Genomic DNA, 14899 nt, shown 5'->3' on the forward strand with positions numbered 1-14899 from the left:
CCGGCGACAATGCCGAGCTGACGGTCGAGCTGATCACCCCGATCGCGATGGAAGAGAAGCTGCGCTTCGCCATCCGTGAAGGCGGCCGCACGGTCGGCGCAGGCGTCGTCTCGAAGATCCTGGCTTAAGGATCGAAGAGCGAGGCCGTGCGCGCCGGGCGCATATCTGCGGCGCAGGCGTCGTCTCGAAGATTCTCGCCTAAGGATCGAAGAGCGAGGCCGTGCGCGCCGGGCGCATATCTGCGGCGCAGGCGTCGTCTCGAAGATCCTCGCCTGATCGACGCCTGATCAGGACATGACAAGAACCCCCGCAGGGCCATCCTGCGGGGGTTTCTCATTTTCGGGTGATGAGGGGAGGCGCTTAGTTCGGCTCGCCCGAGGGGAGAGCGGGGGCTCTAATCTCGCGCCGCGCATGAAAGTGATGGCCCAAAATCTCCGCCGTGCGTTTCTGGCATCAGGTGATGTTAGGAAATGCTTAACCATGTGGCGTGCGCTGCGTACCGGTATCTTCATCGGGGTGTTCATCGGCGTGTCGGCCTGCGCCGCACTCGAACGAGACTGCACGGCCCCGGCGCAGGCACATTCCGTGCGCTGCTGAGGCTCGCTGGCCGGACCGCCATACCGGTATCCGCACGTGTTCAGAGGCCAAATGAATCGTGGCGGGGCAGGGGTTTTGTCCCTATCATGACGGATGCGGTGGCCAGCGGATGCGCCGCGTCTTGGGTCTAGAACCCCCTAAATGTTAGCCCTTTCCATTGTTGTCGTTCTGCTGCTCATAGTTCTGAACGGCCTTTTTGCCATGACCGAACTTGCGGTCGTGTCCTCCCGAAAAGCCAAGCTCGGCGCGCGTGCGGAAAAGGGTGACCGGGGAGCGGCGCTGGCGCTCAAGCTGTCCGAGGACCCCACCTCGTTCCTCTCGTCGATCCAGGTCGGCATCACCCTGATCGGCATTCTGGCCGGCGCCTATGGTCAGGCGGCCATTGCGGGTGAGCTGAACAGCTTCTTTGCCGCCACCGTGCCCGCGCTCGCGCCGTGGTCGGGGGTGATCTCAACGGCGCTGGTGGTCATCTGCATCACCTATGTCTCGCTGATCGTGGGCGAGCTGGTGCCCAAGCGCATCGCCCTTATCCACCCCGAGGGTGTGGCCTCGGTCATGGCGGCACCCGTGTCGGCGCTGGCGCTGCTGCTGAAGCCCTTCGTGCTGCTGCTGTCGGCCTCGACCTCGGCGATACTCAAGCTGCTCAACGTCAAGGACCGCGACGGCTCGGACGTCACCCAGGAGGAGGTCGAAACCATCTTGGCCGAAGGCACCTCTGCGGGCCTGATCGAGCCTGAAGAGCAGGAGATGATCGAGGAGATCATGCGCCTCGGTGACCGGCCGGTGCGTGTGGCCATGACCCCGCGCCCAGAGGTTTTCTGGATCGCGCTGGACGACCCCGAGGACATCCTGCGCGGCGAGATCCGCACCTGCCCCTATTCGCGCATCGTGGTCGCGCGCGAGAACGACGTCGACAACCCGCTGGGCGTGGTCCACAAGAAGGATCTGCTGGACTCCCTGCTCGACAACGGCGAATTCAACGTCGAGACGCTGGTGCAGGAACCGGCGGTGATCCCCCAGACCACCTCGGTGCTGAAGGCGCTGGAGATCCTCAAGGGCTCCAAGGTGCACATGGCCTTCGTGGTGGACGAGTATGGCGCTTTCGAGGGTGTCATCACCCCGACCGACCTGCTGGAGATGATCGCGGGTGACTTCGACGAAAGCCACGACGAGGCGGAACGCCACTTCATCCAGCGCGAGGATGGTTCGTGGCTGGTGGACGGACGCATGGACCTGGTCGAGCTGAGCGACGAGCTGGGCGCGGATTTCGGCGAGAGCGAGGGCTTTCACACGGTGGCGGGCCTGGTGCTGCATGAACTGTCGCGCCTGCCCGACGAAGGCGAGGTGCTCCAGATCGGCCGTTTCGAGATCGAGGTGGTGGACATGGATGACCGGCGCATCGACAAGCTCATCATCCGCCAGATCATCCCGCAGGAAGCCGCCACGGCGGACGGCTGAGGGCGGGCGGCGACAAAGCACGCGCGATGGGCCTGTGCGGCTTGCCCTTCGCGCGGGGCGCTGCTAAACGACGCGGCTCTGATCAGAGCGAGCGCGCCGTGGGGCAACCGGCTCTCCGGCGCGTTGTTCTTTGAGAGGATTCAGGGGAGTATCGGCGCTGCGCCGGTCCTCCGCACAGGAGTGTAGCTCAGCTGGTAGAGCATCGGTCTCCAAAACCGAGGGCCGGGGGTTCGAGTCCCTCCACTCCTGCCAGTTTCGTGCCCTGTTGGCGATCGGGCGGGCCGTGCCCATCTGACAGCTGCGGGGATGCATCAAAGAGAGAAGACTGGGTACATGGCTAGGTCCAAGGCTCCGGGCGGTCGCAACCGGGGCAAACAATCAGGCGCTTCGGCCCAGGTGGTGGAAGCCACTGCGGGCGAGGCCACGGCTGCGCCGCGCCGCAAAACCTCACCGGCCCAGTTCTTCAGCCAGGTCCGTGCCGAGGCGCGCAAGATCACCTGGCCAAGCCGCAAGGAGACCTGGGTCACTTCGGTGATGGTCTTCATCATGGTGGCGCTCGCCGCCCTGTTCTTCTGGGTGGTCGACCTGATCCTGTCGGCCGGCTTCCAGCAGATCATCTCGTTTGGCCGTTAGGTTTTAAGGAGTCGCGCGTGAACGACGCAGCGCCCAGCGATACCGGCTCTCAGCCGGTCTCCAATCCCCGCCACAAGTGGTACATCGTCCACGCCTACTCGAACTTCGAGAAGAAGGTGGCCGAGAACCTGCGCGAGCAGGCCCGTATGCTTGGCCTCGAAGAGCATTTTAGCGAAATCCTGGTGCCGACCGAGGACGTGGTGGAAATCCGCCGCGGCCGCAAGGTCAATGCCGAGCGCAAATTCTTCCCCGGCTATGTGCTGGTGAAGATGGAGATGACCGACGAGGCCTATCACCTGGTCAAGAACACGCCCAAGGTCACGGGCTTTCTCGGCTCGGGCGCCAAGCCGATCCCGGTGTCGGAGCGCGAGGTCCAGCAGATCATCGGTGCCGTCGAGGAAGGGGCCGAACGTCCCAAGCCCGTCATCCACTTCGACATCGGCGAGAAGGTCAAGGTCACCGACGGTCCGTTCGCCAGCTTCGATGGCGTGGTCGAGAGCGTGGACGAGGATCGTGCCCGCTTGCGTGTGGCCGTGTCGATCTTCGGCAGAGCCACTCCCGTCGATCTGGAATACGGTCAGGTCGAGAAGGTCGCCTGACGGCGGCGGCTTAACCGCAGTTCCGACGCATCCGTCACCGCCTGTGGCCTGCGGGATTTGCCTTGCGCGCCTGCGTCGGCTATAGGCCCGCCTTCGCCTGCCCGGGTCTGACCCGAGCGGGCCAAATCCGTGGGAGGGGCGCCACCCCGCACCACGGCTCACCGGCCCCGCGCTGATCGCGTGCGGGTCTCATACAGGAGAGCAAAATGGCCAAGAAGATTCTCGGCTATATCAAGCTGCAGGTGCCTGCGGGCTCCGCGACGCCCTCGCCGCCGATCGGTCCGGCGCTGGGTCAGCGCGGCGTGAACATCATGGGCTTCTGCAAGGAGTTCAACGCCCGCACCGAGAGCGTGCCCAAGGGCACGCCCCTGCCGACGGTCATCACCGTCTATCAGGACAAGAGCTTCACCTTCGTCACCAAGACGCCGCCTGCGACCTTCTATCTGAAGGAAGCGGCCAAGATTAAGTCGGGTGCCAACAAGACGGGCCGCGAGTCGGTCGGTCAGGTGACGCGCACCCAGCTGCGCGAGATCGCCGAAAAGAAGATGAAAGACCTCAACGCCAATGACGTCGAGGCCGCGGCCCGGATCATCGAGGGCTCGGCCCGCGCGATGGGCCTCAAGGTGGTGGAGGGCTGATCATGGCGAAGCAACCCAAGCGTATCAAGGCATGGACCGGCGACCGCGAGAAGGTGCTGCCCGTTGCCGAGGCCATCGAGATGGTCAAGTCCAACGCCAAGGCCAAGTTCGACGAGTCGATCGAGATCGCCGTCAACCTCGGCGTCGATCCGCGCCATGCCGACCAGCAGGTCCGCGGCGTGGTAAACCTGCCCTCGGGCACGGGCCGTGACGTTCGCGTCGCCGTGTTCGCCAAGGACGCCAAGGCCGATGAAGCCCGCGCCGCCGGTGCGGAACACGTCGGTGCCGAGGATCTGTTCGAGAAGATCAACGGCGGCTTCATGGACTTCGACCGCGTGATCGCGACGCCGGACATGATGGCTCTGGTGGGCCGTCTGGGTAAGGTCCTCGGCCCGCGCGGCCTGATGCCGAATCCCAAGGTCGGCACCGTGACGCCCAACGTCGGTCAGGCGGTCAAGGACGCCAAGGGCGGTGCCGTCGAGTTCCGCGTCGAGAAGGCCGGTATCGTTCACGCCGGCGTTGGCAAGGCCAGCTTTGCCAATGACGCCATCGAGGCCAACGTTCGCGCCTTCGTGGATGCGCTGCAAAAGGCGCGCCCGTCGGGTGCCAAGGGCACCTATGTGAAGCGCGTTTCGCTCAGCTCGACCATGGGTCCGGGCGTGAAGGTGGACATCTCGAGCCTTTCGGCCTGAGTTCACACGGCGCATCAACGTGTTAGGGGGCGGTGTGGTCACACACCGCCCCTTTTTCTTGGTGCGCGACGGTCAGGACCACACGCGAGGATTGCTAAGAGGGCGCCATCGCGGCAGTGTCACTGCGGCTCATGTCCGGGCCTTGGGGGGAGTCATCATGAAGATCACGGCGTTGGTGGCGGCTGTCTCGCTGCTCCTGGCTTCGGTTGTGCCTGCAATGGCCCAGTCTGCGGGCGACGGGCGCGGTGATCCGACACGTCGCGAGCAGCTGTCCAGAGACTACGTGACGCTGCAGTTCGGCGAGAGTCTGCGGGAAAACGCCCAGCTTATGACGCAGCAGTCGCTTGAGTTGATGGGCGATCTTTCATCGGAGGAAGGTGAGAGGTACCGGCGCTTCTTTGAAAGAAACATGCCGGGAATGGTCATCGAACTGATGACGGCGATGGGCGATGCCCTGGTGCCGATCTATGCCGAAGTCTACACCGAGGAACAGCTTGAGGCGCTGGTTGCTTTCTACAGCACGCCGATGGGCCGAGAGATCAACCAGATCACCATGCAGACTGCGGTGGCGCAGAGTCAGGCCATGGAGGCAGTACTGGTGACGTTTTTTACCAACTGGTACGTGAAAGTGTGCAACGAGTTCGGCTGTGATGATGCCGGCCCCTCGGCAGCATCCGGCCGGACCAGCAAATAGGCGCTTGCGCCAGCCTGGCGACGAAAGAATTAGGGTTTGCCCGCGGCAGGGCTTTCCCTTACCCCCACACCATCGAGACGGCAGGAGCGCGCATGTGACCCCGCCAGGGGTGCGCGCGCAGGTCATGAGGGCATAGTCGGATGGCATTGGCATTTCTGTTTCCCGGTCAGGGCAGCCAGGCGGTGGGCATGGGCGTGGCACTGGCCGAGCGTTATGAGCGCGCGCGCGCAGTGTTCGCCGAGGTGGATGACGCCCTGTCGCAGGACCTCTTTGCCCTGATGCGCGACGGGCCAGAGGAAACCCTGACCCTGACCGAGAATGCCCAGCCCGCCCTGATGGCGGTTTCGGCAGCCGTGATGGCGGTGCTGGCCAGAGACTACGGCATCGAGGCCGGGCGCGCGGCCTGGGTAGCGGGACACTCCCTTGGCGAATATTCGGCCCTGTATGCTGCGGGTGCCCTGTCGTTGGCCGACACCGCACGCCTGCTGAAGCGGCGGGGTCAGGCGATGCAGAAGGCTGTGCCCGTGGGCCACGGCGCCATGGCCTCGCTGATCGGGCCGAAGTCGGACCTGGACCTGGCCGAGGCGGCAGCGCGGGCGGGCTCCGAGGCGGGCGTGTGCGTGGTCGCCAACGACAACAACCGCGGCAATGTGGTGATCTCGGGCAGCAAGGCCGCCGTGGATCGCGCCATCGAGGCAGCCAAGGAAATGGGTGCGCGGGCCATTGCGCTGAACGTGTCTGCACCCTTTCACTGCCCGCTGATGCAGCCTGCGGCCGACGCCATGGCCGAGGCGCTGGCATCGGCCAGTATTGTGGCGCCGCATGTGCCGCTGGTGGCCAATGTGACCGCTCGGCCCGTCACCGACGCCGAGACCATCCGCCGCCTGCTGGTCGAGCAGGTCACGGGCCGCGTGCGCTGGCGCGAGAGCGTCGAGTGGATGGCAGGCGAGGGCGGCGTGACGCGCTTCGTCGAAGTGGGCGCGGGCAAGGTTCTGGCGGGCATGGTCAAGAGGATCGCGCCCGACGCCGAGGCGCTCTCGCTCAATACGCCTGAAGACATCGAGGCCTTTGCCGCCAGTTTGTGAGGCGCGCAGTCAGTCGGGCTGGCCGACACCATCCCTTATTCCCGATCATCACTGGAGAGCATCATGTTTGATCTGAGCGGCAAGACCGCCCTCGTGACCGGTGCCACGGGCGGTATTGGCGGCGCGGTCGCCCGAGCGCTGCACGCTCATGGCGCAGCTGTGGTCCTGTCAGGCACGCGCGAGGGGGTTCTGGCCGATCTGGCCGGGGAAATGGGCGAGGGGCGTGCGTTCACCGCTGCGGCCAACCTGTCCGATCCCGATTCGGTCGACGGCCTCGTGGCGCGTGCCGAGGAGGCCGCCGGTGCCCCGCTCGACATTCTGGTCGCCAACGCCGGTATCACCCGCGACGGCCTTCTGATGCGCATGAAGGACGAGGACTGGGACGCGGTGATCAAGGTCAACCTGGAAAGCTATTTCCGCCTGTCCCGCGCGGCGGTGAAGGGCATGATGAAGCGCCGCTCGGGCCGCATCATCGGCATGGCCTCGGTCGTGGGTGTGACGGGCAACCCCGGTCAGGCGAACTATGCGGCGTCCAAGGCTGGCATGATCGGCTTTTCCAAGGCCCTGGCCCAGGAAGTGGCTTCGCGGGGAATCACCGTGAACTGTATCGCTCCGGGCTTCATCGCCAGCCCTATGACCGACGTGCTTAACGATCAGCAGCGCGAGGCCATTCTGACCCGTATTCCCGCCTCGCGTCTCGGCACCGGTGACGAGATCGCGGCTGCGGCGCTCTATCTTGCGTCGGACGAGGCGGCTTACGTCACCGGCCAGACCCTGAACGTGAACGGCGGCATGGCGATGATCTAGTCTGCGCCGTTCAGGGGGCTTGCGGCCTTGTACGCTACCAAATGCATTTGTGCCTTCGGGAGGCTGTGCTAAAGGGCGCTCTTGGTATGCGCCGCCCCCTGGCGGACAGGGCCGAAAGCCCTTGCGAAACCAACGGCGTCGTGACACCCAAGGGTGTGAAGGCCGACGTAACGGCAACATCAAGAAGGCAAGACATTTATGTCCGATACACTCGAACGGGTCCGCAAGATCGTCATCGACCACCTCGACGTCGATCCCGGCAAGGTCACCGAAAAGGCCAGCTTCATCGACGACCTCGGTGCGGACAGCCTCGATATCGTGGAACTGGTGATGGCTTTCGAGGAAGCCTTCGAGATCGAGATCCCGGATGACGCCGCCGAGCACATCCAGACGGTCGGCGATGCGGTGAAATACATCGACGAGAAGAACGCCGCCTGATCGGCAGGCGAATCACTGTGTGACTGATTCTGCGGCCGCCGCGGCGTTCCCTCCGGGGTTCGCGGGCGGTCGCAGCCATTATGGGCGGGCCGCGTCGGGCGGCTTGCGCGAGCCACGGAAGGACAATCCATGCGCCGCGTCGTGATCACGGGCATCGGCCTTCTGACCCCGCTGGGTGCGGGTGTCGAACACACCTGGAAAGGGATCATCGAGGGGCGCTCGGGCTGCGGCCAGATCACCACCTTTGATACCGAGGGCTATGGCTGCACCATCGCCTGCGAGGTGCCCCAGGTGGACGGTCGCGGCGGCGGCGGCGCGGGCGTGCCCGGCAGTTTCGATCCCGAGCAGATCATGTCGGCCAAGGATCGCAAGCGTACCGACGATTTCATTCTCTATGCCATTGCGGCGGCCGACGAGGCCCTCAAGGATGCGAACTGGGCACCGCAGAGCGAGGACGATCGCTGTCGCACCGGGGTGATGGTGGGCTCTGGCATCGGGGGGCTCGGCCCCATCGCCGACACGGCCATCGAGCTGCGCGACAGGGGACCGCGCCGCGTCAGCCCCTTCTTCATTCCTTCGGCCCTGATCAATCTGGCCTCGGGTCAGATCTCCATCCGCCACGGCCTGAAAGGTCCGAACCACTCGGTTGTGACGGCCTGCGCCACCGGTGCCCACGCCATTGGCGATGCGGCCCGCCTGATCGCTCTGGGCGATGCCGACGTCATGGTGGCGGGCGGGGCGGAAAGCTCCATCGTGCCCATCGGCATTGCAGGCTTTCTGGCGTGCCGCGCTCTGGCCACCGCCTTCAACGACACGCCCGAGACCGCCTCGCGTCCCTATGACCGTACCCGCGACGGCTTTGTCATGGGTGAGGGCGCGGGCATTCTGGTGCTGGAGGAATACGAGCACGCCGTGGCGCGCGGTGCCAAAATCTATGCCGAGGTGGCGGGCTATGGCCTCAGCGGCGATGCCTATCACATCACGGCGCCGTCCGAGGACGGCGAGGGCGGCTATCGTGCCATGCAGATGGCGCTCGCTCGCGCGAACATCGCACCGTCCGACATCGACTATGTGAACACCCATGGCACCTCGACCATGGCTGACTGGATCGAGCTGCGCGCCGTCGAGCGCCTGCTGGGCGATCATGCCGCCAATGTGTCGCTGTCGTCCACCAAGTCGATGATCGGGCACCTGCTGGGAGCGGCAGGTGCGGTCGAGGCCGCCTTCTGTGCCCTCGCCATCCGCGACCAGATCGCCCCGCCGACCATCAATCTGAACGAGCCCGAGCACGAGGCCGTGGTCGACATGGTTCGTGACAAGGGCAAGGCTCGCCCCATCAATGTGGCGGTGTCGAACAGCTTCGGCTTTGGCGGCACCAACGCCTGCCTCGTGCTGAAGAAGGTCTCGTGAGCCGCCGCGAGGCGCGGCCCCGCTCCGGCCTGCTGGCCGGGCTGATGGGGGTGGTGGCGACGCTGTCGCTGCTGGCTGTCGCCGCACTCGTGTTTGCCTGGTCGGCCTATGTCGGGCCCGGCCCGCGCGCGGTCGAGGGCGATGAGACCGTGGTGGTGCTGGCTTCGGGGTCGGGCGTGGCCTCCATCGGCCAGAGGCTGCACGAGGCCGGTGTGATCCGCTCGCCGGAAATGTTCCGCCTTGCCGCCAGCCTGAGCGGTTCGGACCGACGCCTTCGCGCAGGCGAATACCGCATCGCCTCGCGATCCTCGCTGCGTGACGTGATCCAGAAACTGGTTTCGGGCGATGTGGTGCGCCACTTCGTGACCGTGCCCGAGGGCCGCGCCTCGGTGCAGGTCGTGGACATACTCATGGCCAATCCGGTGCTGACCGGCGAGGTTGAGGTGCCGCCCGAGGGCTCGGTTCTGCCCGACACCTATGAGGTGGTGCGCGGCGAGAGCCGGGCAGCCGTGCTTGCGCGCATGCAGCAGGCCCAGAGCACCCTGCTGGAGCGCCTGTGGGAATCACGCGCGCCGGACCTGCCCATCCGCACGCCTCAGGAGGCAGTCATTCTGGCGTCCATCGTCGAGAAGGAGACCGGCATCGATGGTGAGCGTGCGCTGGTGGCCGGCGTGTTCGTCAACCGCATGAGGCGGGGGATGCGGCTGGAGAGCGATCCGACGATCATCTATGGCATCACCCAGGGCAGGCCGCTCGGGCGTGGCATCCGATTGTCCGAGTTGCAGGCGCGAACGCCCTACAACACCTATCAGATCGATGGACTGCCGCCGACGCCCATCGCCAATCCGGGGCGCGCGGCGCTTGAGGCTGTCCTGAACCCGCCCCAGACCGACTACATCTTCTTTGTCGCCGATGGCACGGGCGGGCACGCCTTTGCCCGGACCTATGACGAGCATCTGCGCAATGTGGCGCGCTGGCGCCAGATCGAGCGGGAGCGCGCGGCTGCGCCCGCCGTGCGCCCTGCACCGCAGGATGAACCCCAGCCGCCCACCCAGCCGAGCCTGCGACCTGCCACTCCCGTAGAGGTGCCGTTCGAATGAGCGTGACCGGCATGACCGGATTTGGCCGCGCCCAGGGCGAGGGACATGGCCATGGCTGGGTGATCGAGGCGCGCTCGGTCAACGGCCGCACGCTAGAGGTCCGGCTGCGCGCACCGGGCGGCTTCGAGGGGCTGGACGGCGAGGCGCGCAAGCTGGCCCAGAGCCGCTTTCAGCGCGGACAGCTTCAGATCAGTGTCAGCCTGCGCCGACAGGAGGGGGCGGCTGACGTCTCGATCAACGCCGATGTAATGGGGCGCTACCTTCAGCTGGCCGGTGAGCTGGTGGCGCGCGGTGCGGCACCGCCCTCGGCTGACGGCATCCTGGCGCTTCGTGGCGTGATCGAGAGCGGCGAGGGCGAGGCTGATGCAGACACGCGCGCAGCCCTGCACGGTGCCATGCTTGCCACCCTTGAAACGGCGCTCGATGCACTGAAAGGGGCGCGCGATGACGAGGGCCTGCGTCTTGCACCGGTTCTGGCCGGGGTGCTCGCGCGCATCGAGGCGCTGGTGGACGAGGCCGAGAAGCAGGCGGCGGCCCAGACCGAGGCTGTTCGCGAGCGCTTCACACGCCGCGTCGAGGAACTGCTGCCTGATGCGGAAGACTATCGCGAGCGCGTCTTTGCCGAGAGCGCCATTCTGGCGGCGCGGGCGGATGTGCGCGAGGAGCTTGATCGCCTGCGGGTCCATGTGGCCTCGGCGCGCGACCTGCTGGGACAGGCGGGGACGGGTCGCAAGCTGGATTTTCTGATGCAGGAGTTTATGCGGGAGGCCAATACGCTGTGCTCCAAGTCTGCCACCTCGGCGCTGACCGCCGTGGGGCTCGACCTGAAGGCAGCCATCGAACAGATGCGAGAGCAGGTTCAGAATGTCGAATGACCGCACGCCGCGCCGCGGTGTCCTCCTGATCGTCTCCAGCCCTTCGGGCGCGGGCAAGACGTCGCTGTGCCGCCGCCTGATGAGCGACCATGGCGATCTGGTGCTGTCGGTGTCCATGACCACGCGCACCATCAGGCCGGGCGAGGTGGACGGGCGCGACTACAACTTCGTCTCCCCCGAGGAGTTCGAGCGCATGGTCGAGGCTGACGCCTTTCTGGAGTGGGCCGATGTGCATGGCTTCCGCTATGGCTCGCCGCGCGCACCCATCGAGCGGGCTCTGGCCGAGGGACGCGACGTGCTGTTCGACATCGACTGGCAGGGCGCACGAGACATCGCCCACAAGTGCCCCGAGGATGCGGTGCGGGTGTTCATCCTGCCGCCCAGCCTCGAGGAGCTGCACCGCCGTCTCGTCACCCGCTCGCAGGACGCGGACCACATCATCGAGCGCCGGGTCCAGAACGCCAAGGGCGAGATCGAGCACGCCGACGAGTTCGACTATGTGTTCGTCAATGACGACTTCGACCGCTCCTATGCCGAGCTGGCCCACATCTATCATGCCGAGCGCAGCCGCAGGCACCGCAACCTGTGGGTCGGCCCCTATCGTGATGCCCTGCTGAAGGAAGTCGTCTAGCGCCGCGCGAGCCAGGCGTCGGCCAAAGCGATGAAGCCCTCGACCGGCACGCTTTCGGCACGGGCGTCAGCGTCTATGCCGGCCGCAGCACACAGATCGGCCCCGCCCATGGCCTTGAGGCTTGAGCGCAGCATCTTGCGACGCTGGCCGAACGCCTTCGCCGTGATCTGCTCCAGCGCCTGAATGCGCTCGCTGGAGGGGGCATCGTCGCGCGGGACCAGATGCACCACGGCGCTGTCCACCTTCGGCGGCGGGGTGAAGGCGCGTGCAGGCAACTCCATCACCAGACGACAGTGACAGACCGCCTGAGCAATGATGCCAAGGCGCCCGTATGCATCCTCGCCCGTGCCCGCCACGATGCGCCGGGCGACCTCGTACTGGAACATCAGGATCATGGAGCGCGGGCGCCACTTCCCGGTCAGCCACTTTATGAGCAGCGGCGTGCCCACATTGTAGGGCAGGTTCGACACCACGTGGCCGCGCGCGCCGTCCAGAAGCTGCGTCTCGTCCACGCCAAGGGCATCCGCCTCGATCAGGGTGAAGCGGCCGGGCACATGGGGGCTCAGCTCATCGAGCAGGGCGATGAAGCGGCGGTCCTTCTCGATGGCGATCACGCGGCCCGCGTCGCTCTCCAGCAGGGCGCGTGTGAGGCCGCCGGGGCCGGGGCCGACCTCGATCACGGCATCGCCGTCGAAAGGCATGGCCTGACGGACGATCTTTCGCGTCACATTGAGGTCGAGCAGGAAGTGCTGGCCAAAGCTCTTGCGGGCCATGAGCCCGTGGGCATCGAGGCTCTCGCGCAAGGACGGCAGGTCAGCAGGCAGGCCCATCAGGCGGCCCCCGCAAGGGCACGCATGGCGGCCATACTGTCGGCCTGAACAAGCGCGGCGATCAGGCTGTCAGGACGGGCGCGTCCCTGTCCGGCGATGTCGAGGCCGGTGCCGTGGTCGGGCGAGGTGCGAACGACGGGCAGGCCCAGCGTGGTATTCACGCCAGCCCAGAAGTCGAGCGTCTTGACCGGGATCAGCGCCTGATCGTGGTAGAGGCACACGGCGGCGTCATAGCCTGCGCGGGCATCGTCGTGAAACAGGGTGTCGGCGGGCAGGGGGCCGCGAATGTCGATGCCCTCGGCGCGCAGCGAGGCCACGGCGGGCTCCAGGATGTCGCGCTCCTCGGTGCCGATCGTGCCTGCCTCGCCCGCATGGGGATTGAGCCCGGCCAGCACCAGGCGCGGGGCCTCCATGCCGAAATCGCGCTTCAGGCTGGCGTGGGCGACGCGGGCGGTGTGCGCGACGCGCTCGCCGGTGATGAGGCCGGGAACCCGGGCCAGCGGCTCGTGGATCGTGACCAGCACGGCGCGCAAGCCATGCGTGCTGAGCATCATCACAGGGCCGCGCGGACCATGGTGGGGCGCATCGCTACAGATGTCGGCGATGAACTCGGTGTGGCCGGGAAAGCGAAAGCCGCTCGCATAGAGACTGGCCTTGCCGATGGGCGCGGTCACCAGCGCGCTCGCAGAGCCTTCTAGGCACAGGCGCACGCCTTCCTCGACCCAGGCCATGATGCGCGCGCCGTGCGCCGGGTCTGGCCGTCCCGGCGTGGCGGGCGAGGGCAGGGGGCGGTCAAGAACGCGCAGGTGCCCGCCGCCGCCCCCGTCGAGAGAGGTGACGCGCTCGACCTCGGCTCCGGCAGCTTCCAGCGTGGCGGCATCTCCAATCACGATCCACGGACGCGAGAGGGCAGGCGCGGCGCGCCAGGCGGCGGCGATGATCTCGGGGCCAATGCCTGCAGGCTCACCCATGCTGACGACCAGCGGGGCGGGTGACGACGCGCTCAAGGCCGCCTCAAACCCCGATCAGGGGAAGACGACGGTGGCGTCGTCGCGCAGGTCGCGGATGTAGCGGCGCGCCAGCATCGAGAGCTGGGTGTTGATCAGGCTGTTCTCGACCTGCTGATAGCTTGGCACACCTGCCGCGCCGACACGGCGGTTGCAGACGGCAACCACATGGACGCCGAAGGGCGTGCGCACGGGGGCGCTGACAGTGCCGATCTCGGCCGAGCGGGCGATCTGCTGGAACTGGGGCGGCAGGTCTTCGATGTCCACCTCGCCGAGGTCCGAGCCGACCATGCCGCCCTGGGCACGGGCCGCGCCGATGATGCTGTCGCAGGTCTGGCCCTGACGAAGGGCGCTCAGGCGCTGGGCCGCGCTCTCGACTTCGGCCTCGCTGGCGGTCTCGGGCAACTGGATGGCGGCCTGGCGCAAGGTGGCATAGTTGGTGGCAGCGCCCGAGCGACGGTCGCGCACGAACAGGATGTAGACGCCGTCCTGAACCTGAATGGGGCGCGAGAGCTGGCCCGGCTCCATCTGCTGAACGGCGGCGCGCAGCTCGGGGCGAAGGTCGTCGAGCACGACCCAGCCGGCGTCGCCGCCGGACTCGGCGGAAGGCGCGGCCGAGAACTGGCGGGCGACAGCCTGGAAGGGCGCGCCTTGCAGCATCTGCTGCACCAGCTGGTTGGCACCATCCATGGCGCGCTGCATACCGCCGACACGCGCGGCCTCGATATAGACCTCGCCCAGCAGATACTGTTCGCGGGCGGCCACGCCTGCGAGGCGTTCCAAGGTCTGTTGCACCTGGGTGCGGCTGACGCGCGCGCGGTTGATGTAGCGGCCCTGAACCAGAATGCGCCAGCCTTCCTGCACGCGGATCTGCTCGCGCAGGGTTTCGGGCTGCACGCCGATCTCGGCCAGATAGTCGTAGTAGTCACGTGCGGTGACGCCGGACTGGCGGGCCATTTCCTCGATCTCGGCCTCGACGTCCTCGTCAGTCAGGCGCAGCTCGTAGCGCGCCAGCTCCTGCGCCTGGAGGCGTTCGTCGATCAGGGCGTTGAGGGCCTGACGCTGAATGGCGGGCAGGTTTTCCTCGGTCGGCTGCAGCTGGGTCATGGCTACCAGCAGCAGCATGCGTTGACGCAGGTCGAAGCTGGTGATCAGGCTGTCATTGACCAGGGCAACCACGCCTTCGGCAATGCGAAAGTCGGCCATGTCCACACGCCGGGTCGGCGAGCCTTCGGCGGCCGGATCGACGGTACCTGCCACGCTGCCCGTGGGCGGCGCAGGCTGGCTCTGGGCGAGCGCGGAAACGCTGAGCGGCCCCGCCGCAAGGGCGGCAACCGCAATACCGGCCATCAGCCGACCGGAGATGAAACGCGCTGAACGCATGGTGTGTCTTGTTCCCTCAGGA

The 14899-nt window shown here is 66.6% G+C and carries 16 protein-coding genes, 1 tRNA gene and 1 pseudogene; 15 read left to right on the top strand and 3 right to left on the bottom strand.

Translation table 11 applies throughout. The features are described from left to right. The 15 genes and pseudogenes from tuf to gmk all read left to right on the top strand — a co-directional run. Positions 1 to 128 (top strand): annotated as a pseudogene (gene tuf, locus ACK4E3_RS00005) (elongation factor Tu); the annotation flags it as partial. A 610-nt stretch (positions 129 to 738) separates the two neighbouring features. Further along, entirely contained in the window at positions 739 to 2055 is a 1317-nt protein-coding gene (locus tag ACK4E3_RS00010; protein ID WP_409694601.1) for a hemolysin family protein, read from the top strand. Between the two features lie 176 nt (positions 2056 to 2231). Beyond that, positions 2232 to 2307 (top strand) — tRNA-Trp (locus tag ACK4E3_RS00015). An 81-nt stretch (positions 2308 to 2388) separates the two neighbouring features. Then, positions 2389 to 2688 carry a preprotein translocase subunit SecE gene (gene secE / locus ACK4E3_RS00020; RefSeq protein ID WP_409694603.1) on the top strand — a complete coding sequence of 100 codons (300 nt, stop codon included), beginning with the start codon at positions 2389 to 2391 and terminating at the stop codon, positions 2686 to 2688. Positions 2689 to 2705: 17 nt separating this feature from the next. Beyond that, positions 2706 to 3287, top strand: a complete 582-nt coding sequence (nusG, locus tag ACK4E3_RS00025) for a transcription termination/antitermination protein NusG (RefSeq protein WP_409694605.1) — start codon at positions 2706 to 2708, stop codon at positions 3285 to 3287. A gap of 206 nt (positions 3288 to 3493) precedes the next feature. Continuing rightward, positions 3494 to 3925 (top strand): 50S ribosomal protein L11, encoded by a 432-nt coding sequence (rplK, locus tag ACK4E3_RS00030; RefSeq protein ID WP_409694607.1) that lies wholly within the window; start codon positions 3494 to 3496, stop codon positions 3923 to 3925. 2 nt (positions 3926 to 3927) lie between these two features. Further along, on the top strand, positions 3928 to 4617 hold the full coding sequence (rplA, locus tag ACK4E3_RS00035; protein WP_409694609.1) for a 50S ribosomal protein L1: 690 nt from the start codon (positions 3928 to 3930) through the stop codon (positions 4615 to 4617). A gap of 157 nt (positions 4618 to 4774) precedes the next feature. Beyond that, complete coding sequence (locus ACK4E3_RS00040; protein WP_409694611.1) at positions 4775 to 5311, top strand: DUF2059 domain-containing protein; 537 nt, start codon at positions 4775 to 4777, stop codon at positions 5309 to 5311. Between the two features lie 140 nt (positions 5312 to 5451). After that, the gene (gene fabD / locus ACK4E3_RS00045; RefSeq protein ID WP_409694613.1) at positions 5452 to 6396 is read left to right on the top strand and encodes an ACP S-malonyltransferase; all 945 of its coding nucleotides are present in this window, start codon (positions 5452 to 5454) and stop codon (positions 6394 to 6396) included. 63 nt (positions 6397 to 6459) lie between these two features. Beyond that, complete coding sequence (gene fabG / locus ACK4E3_RS00050) at positions 6460 to 7203, top strand: 3-oxoacyl-[acyl-carrier-protein] reductase (protein WP_409694615.1); 744 nt, start codon at positions 6460 to 6462, stop codon at positions 7201 to 7203. 198 nt (positions 7204 to 7401) lie between these two features. Continuing rightward, positions 7402 to 7641 (top strand): acyl carrier protein, encoded by a 240-nt coding sequence (locus ACK4E3_RS00055; RefSeq protein ID WP_409694617.1) that lies wholly within the window; start codon positions 7402 to 7404, stop codon positions 7639 to 7641. 129 nt (positions 7642 to 7770) lie between these two features. Beyond that, positions 7771 to 9051 carry a beta-ketoacyl-ACP synthase II gene (fabF, locus tag ACK4E3_RS00060; RefSeq protein ID WP_409694619.1) on the top strand — a complete coding sequence of 427 codons (1281 nt, stop codon included), beginning with the start codon at positions 7771 to 7773 and terminating at the stop codon, positions 9049 to 9051. After that, on the top strand, positions 9048 to 10151 hold the full coding sequence (gene mltG / locus ACK4E3_RS00065) for an endolytic transglycosylase MltG (RefSeq protein ID WP_409694621.1): 1104 nt from the start codon (positions 9048 to 9050) through the stop codon (positions 10149 to 10151). Before fabF ends, mltG begins: the two co-directional genes overlap by 4 nt. Further along, positions 10148 to 11026 (top strand): YicC/YloC family endoribonuclease, encoded by an 879-nt coding sequence (locus ACK4E3_RS00070; protein WP_409694623.1) that lies wholly within the window; start codon positions 10148 to 10150, stop codon positions 11024 to 11026. Before mltG ends, ACK4E3_RS00070 begins: the two co-directional genes overlap by 4 nt. Beyond that, a complete protein-coding gene (gene gmk / locus ACK4E3_RS00075) occupies positions 11016 to 11657 on the top strand; it encodes a guanylate kinase (protein WP_409694625.1) in 642 nt (213 codons plus the stop codon). The genes ACK4E3_RS00070 and gmk overlap by 11 nt, the downstream gene beginning before the upstream one ends. On the opposite strand, the gene rsmA is transcribed toward gmk, so the two are convergent. Genes rsmA through ACK4E3_RS00090 form a run of 3 tightly spaced genes read right to left on the bottom strand, consistent with a single transcriptional unit; the run spans position 11654 to position 14877 of the window. Beyond that, complete coding sequence (gene rsmA, locus ACK4E3_RS00080) at positions 11654 to 12487, bottom strand: 16S rRNA (adenine(1518)-N(6)/adenine(1519)-N(6))-dimethyltransferase RsmA (RefSeq protein WP_409694627.1); 834 nt, start codon at positions 12485 to 12487, stop codon at positions 11654 to 11656. The genes gmk and rsmA overlap by 4 nt on opposite strands. Then, positions 12487 to 13494, bottom strand: a complete 1008-nt coding sequence (pdxA, locus tag ACK4E3_RS00085; protein WP_409694628.1) for a 4-hydroxythreonine-4-phosphate dehydrogenase PdxA — start codon at positions 13492 to 13494, stop codon at positions 12487 to 12489. Before pdxA ends, rsmA begins: the two co-directional genes overlap by 1 nt. An 18-nt stretch (positions 13495 to 13512) precedes the next feature. Beyond that, positions 13513 to 14877 (bottom strand): peptidylprolyl isomerase, encoded by a 1365-nt coding sequence (locus tag ACK4E3_RS00090; protein ID WP_409694630.1) that lies wholly within the window; start codon positions 14875 to 14877, stop codon positions 13513 to 13515. Between the last annotated feature and the right edge of the window lie 22 nt (positions 14878 to 14899).

The sequence above is a fragment of the Brevundimonas sp. genome, assembly GCF_046299595.1.
Classification (GTDB): Bacteria; Pseudomonadota; Alphaproteobacteria; order Caulobacterales; family Caulobacteraceae; genus Brevundimonas.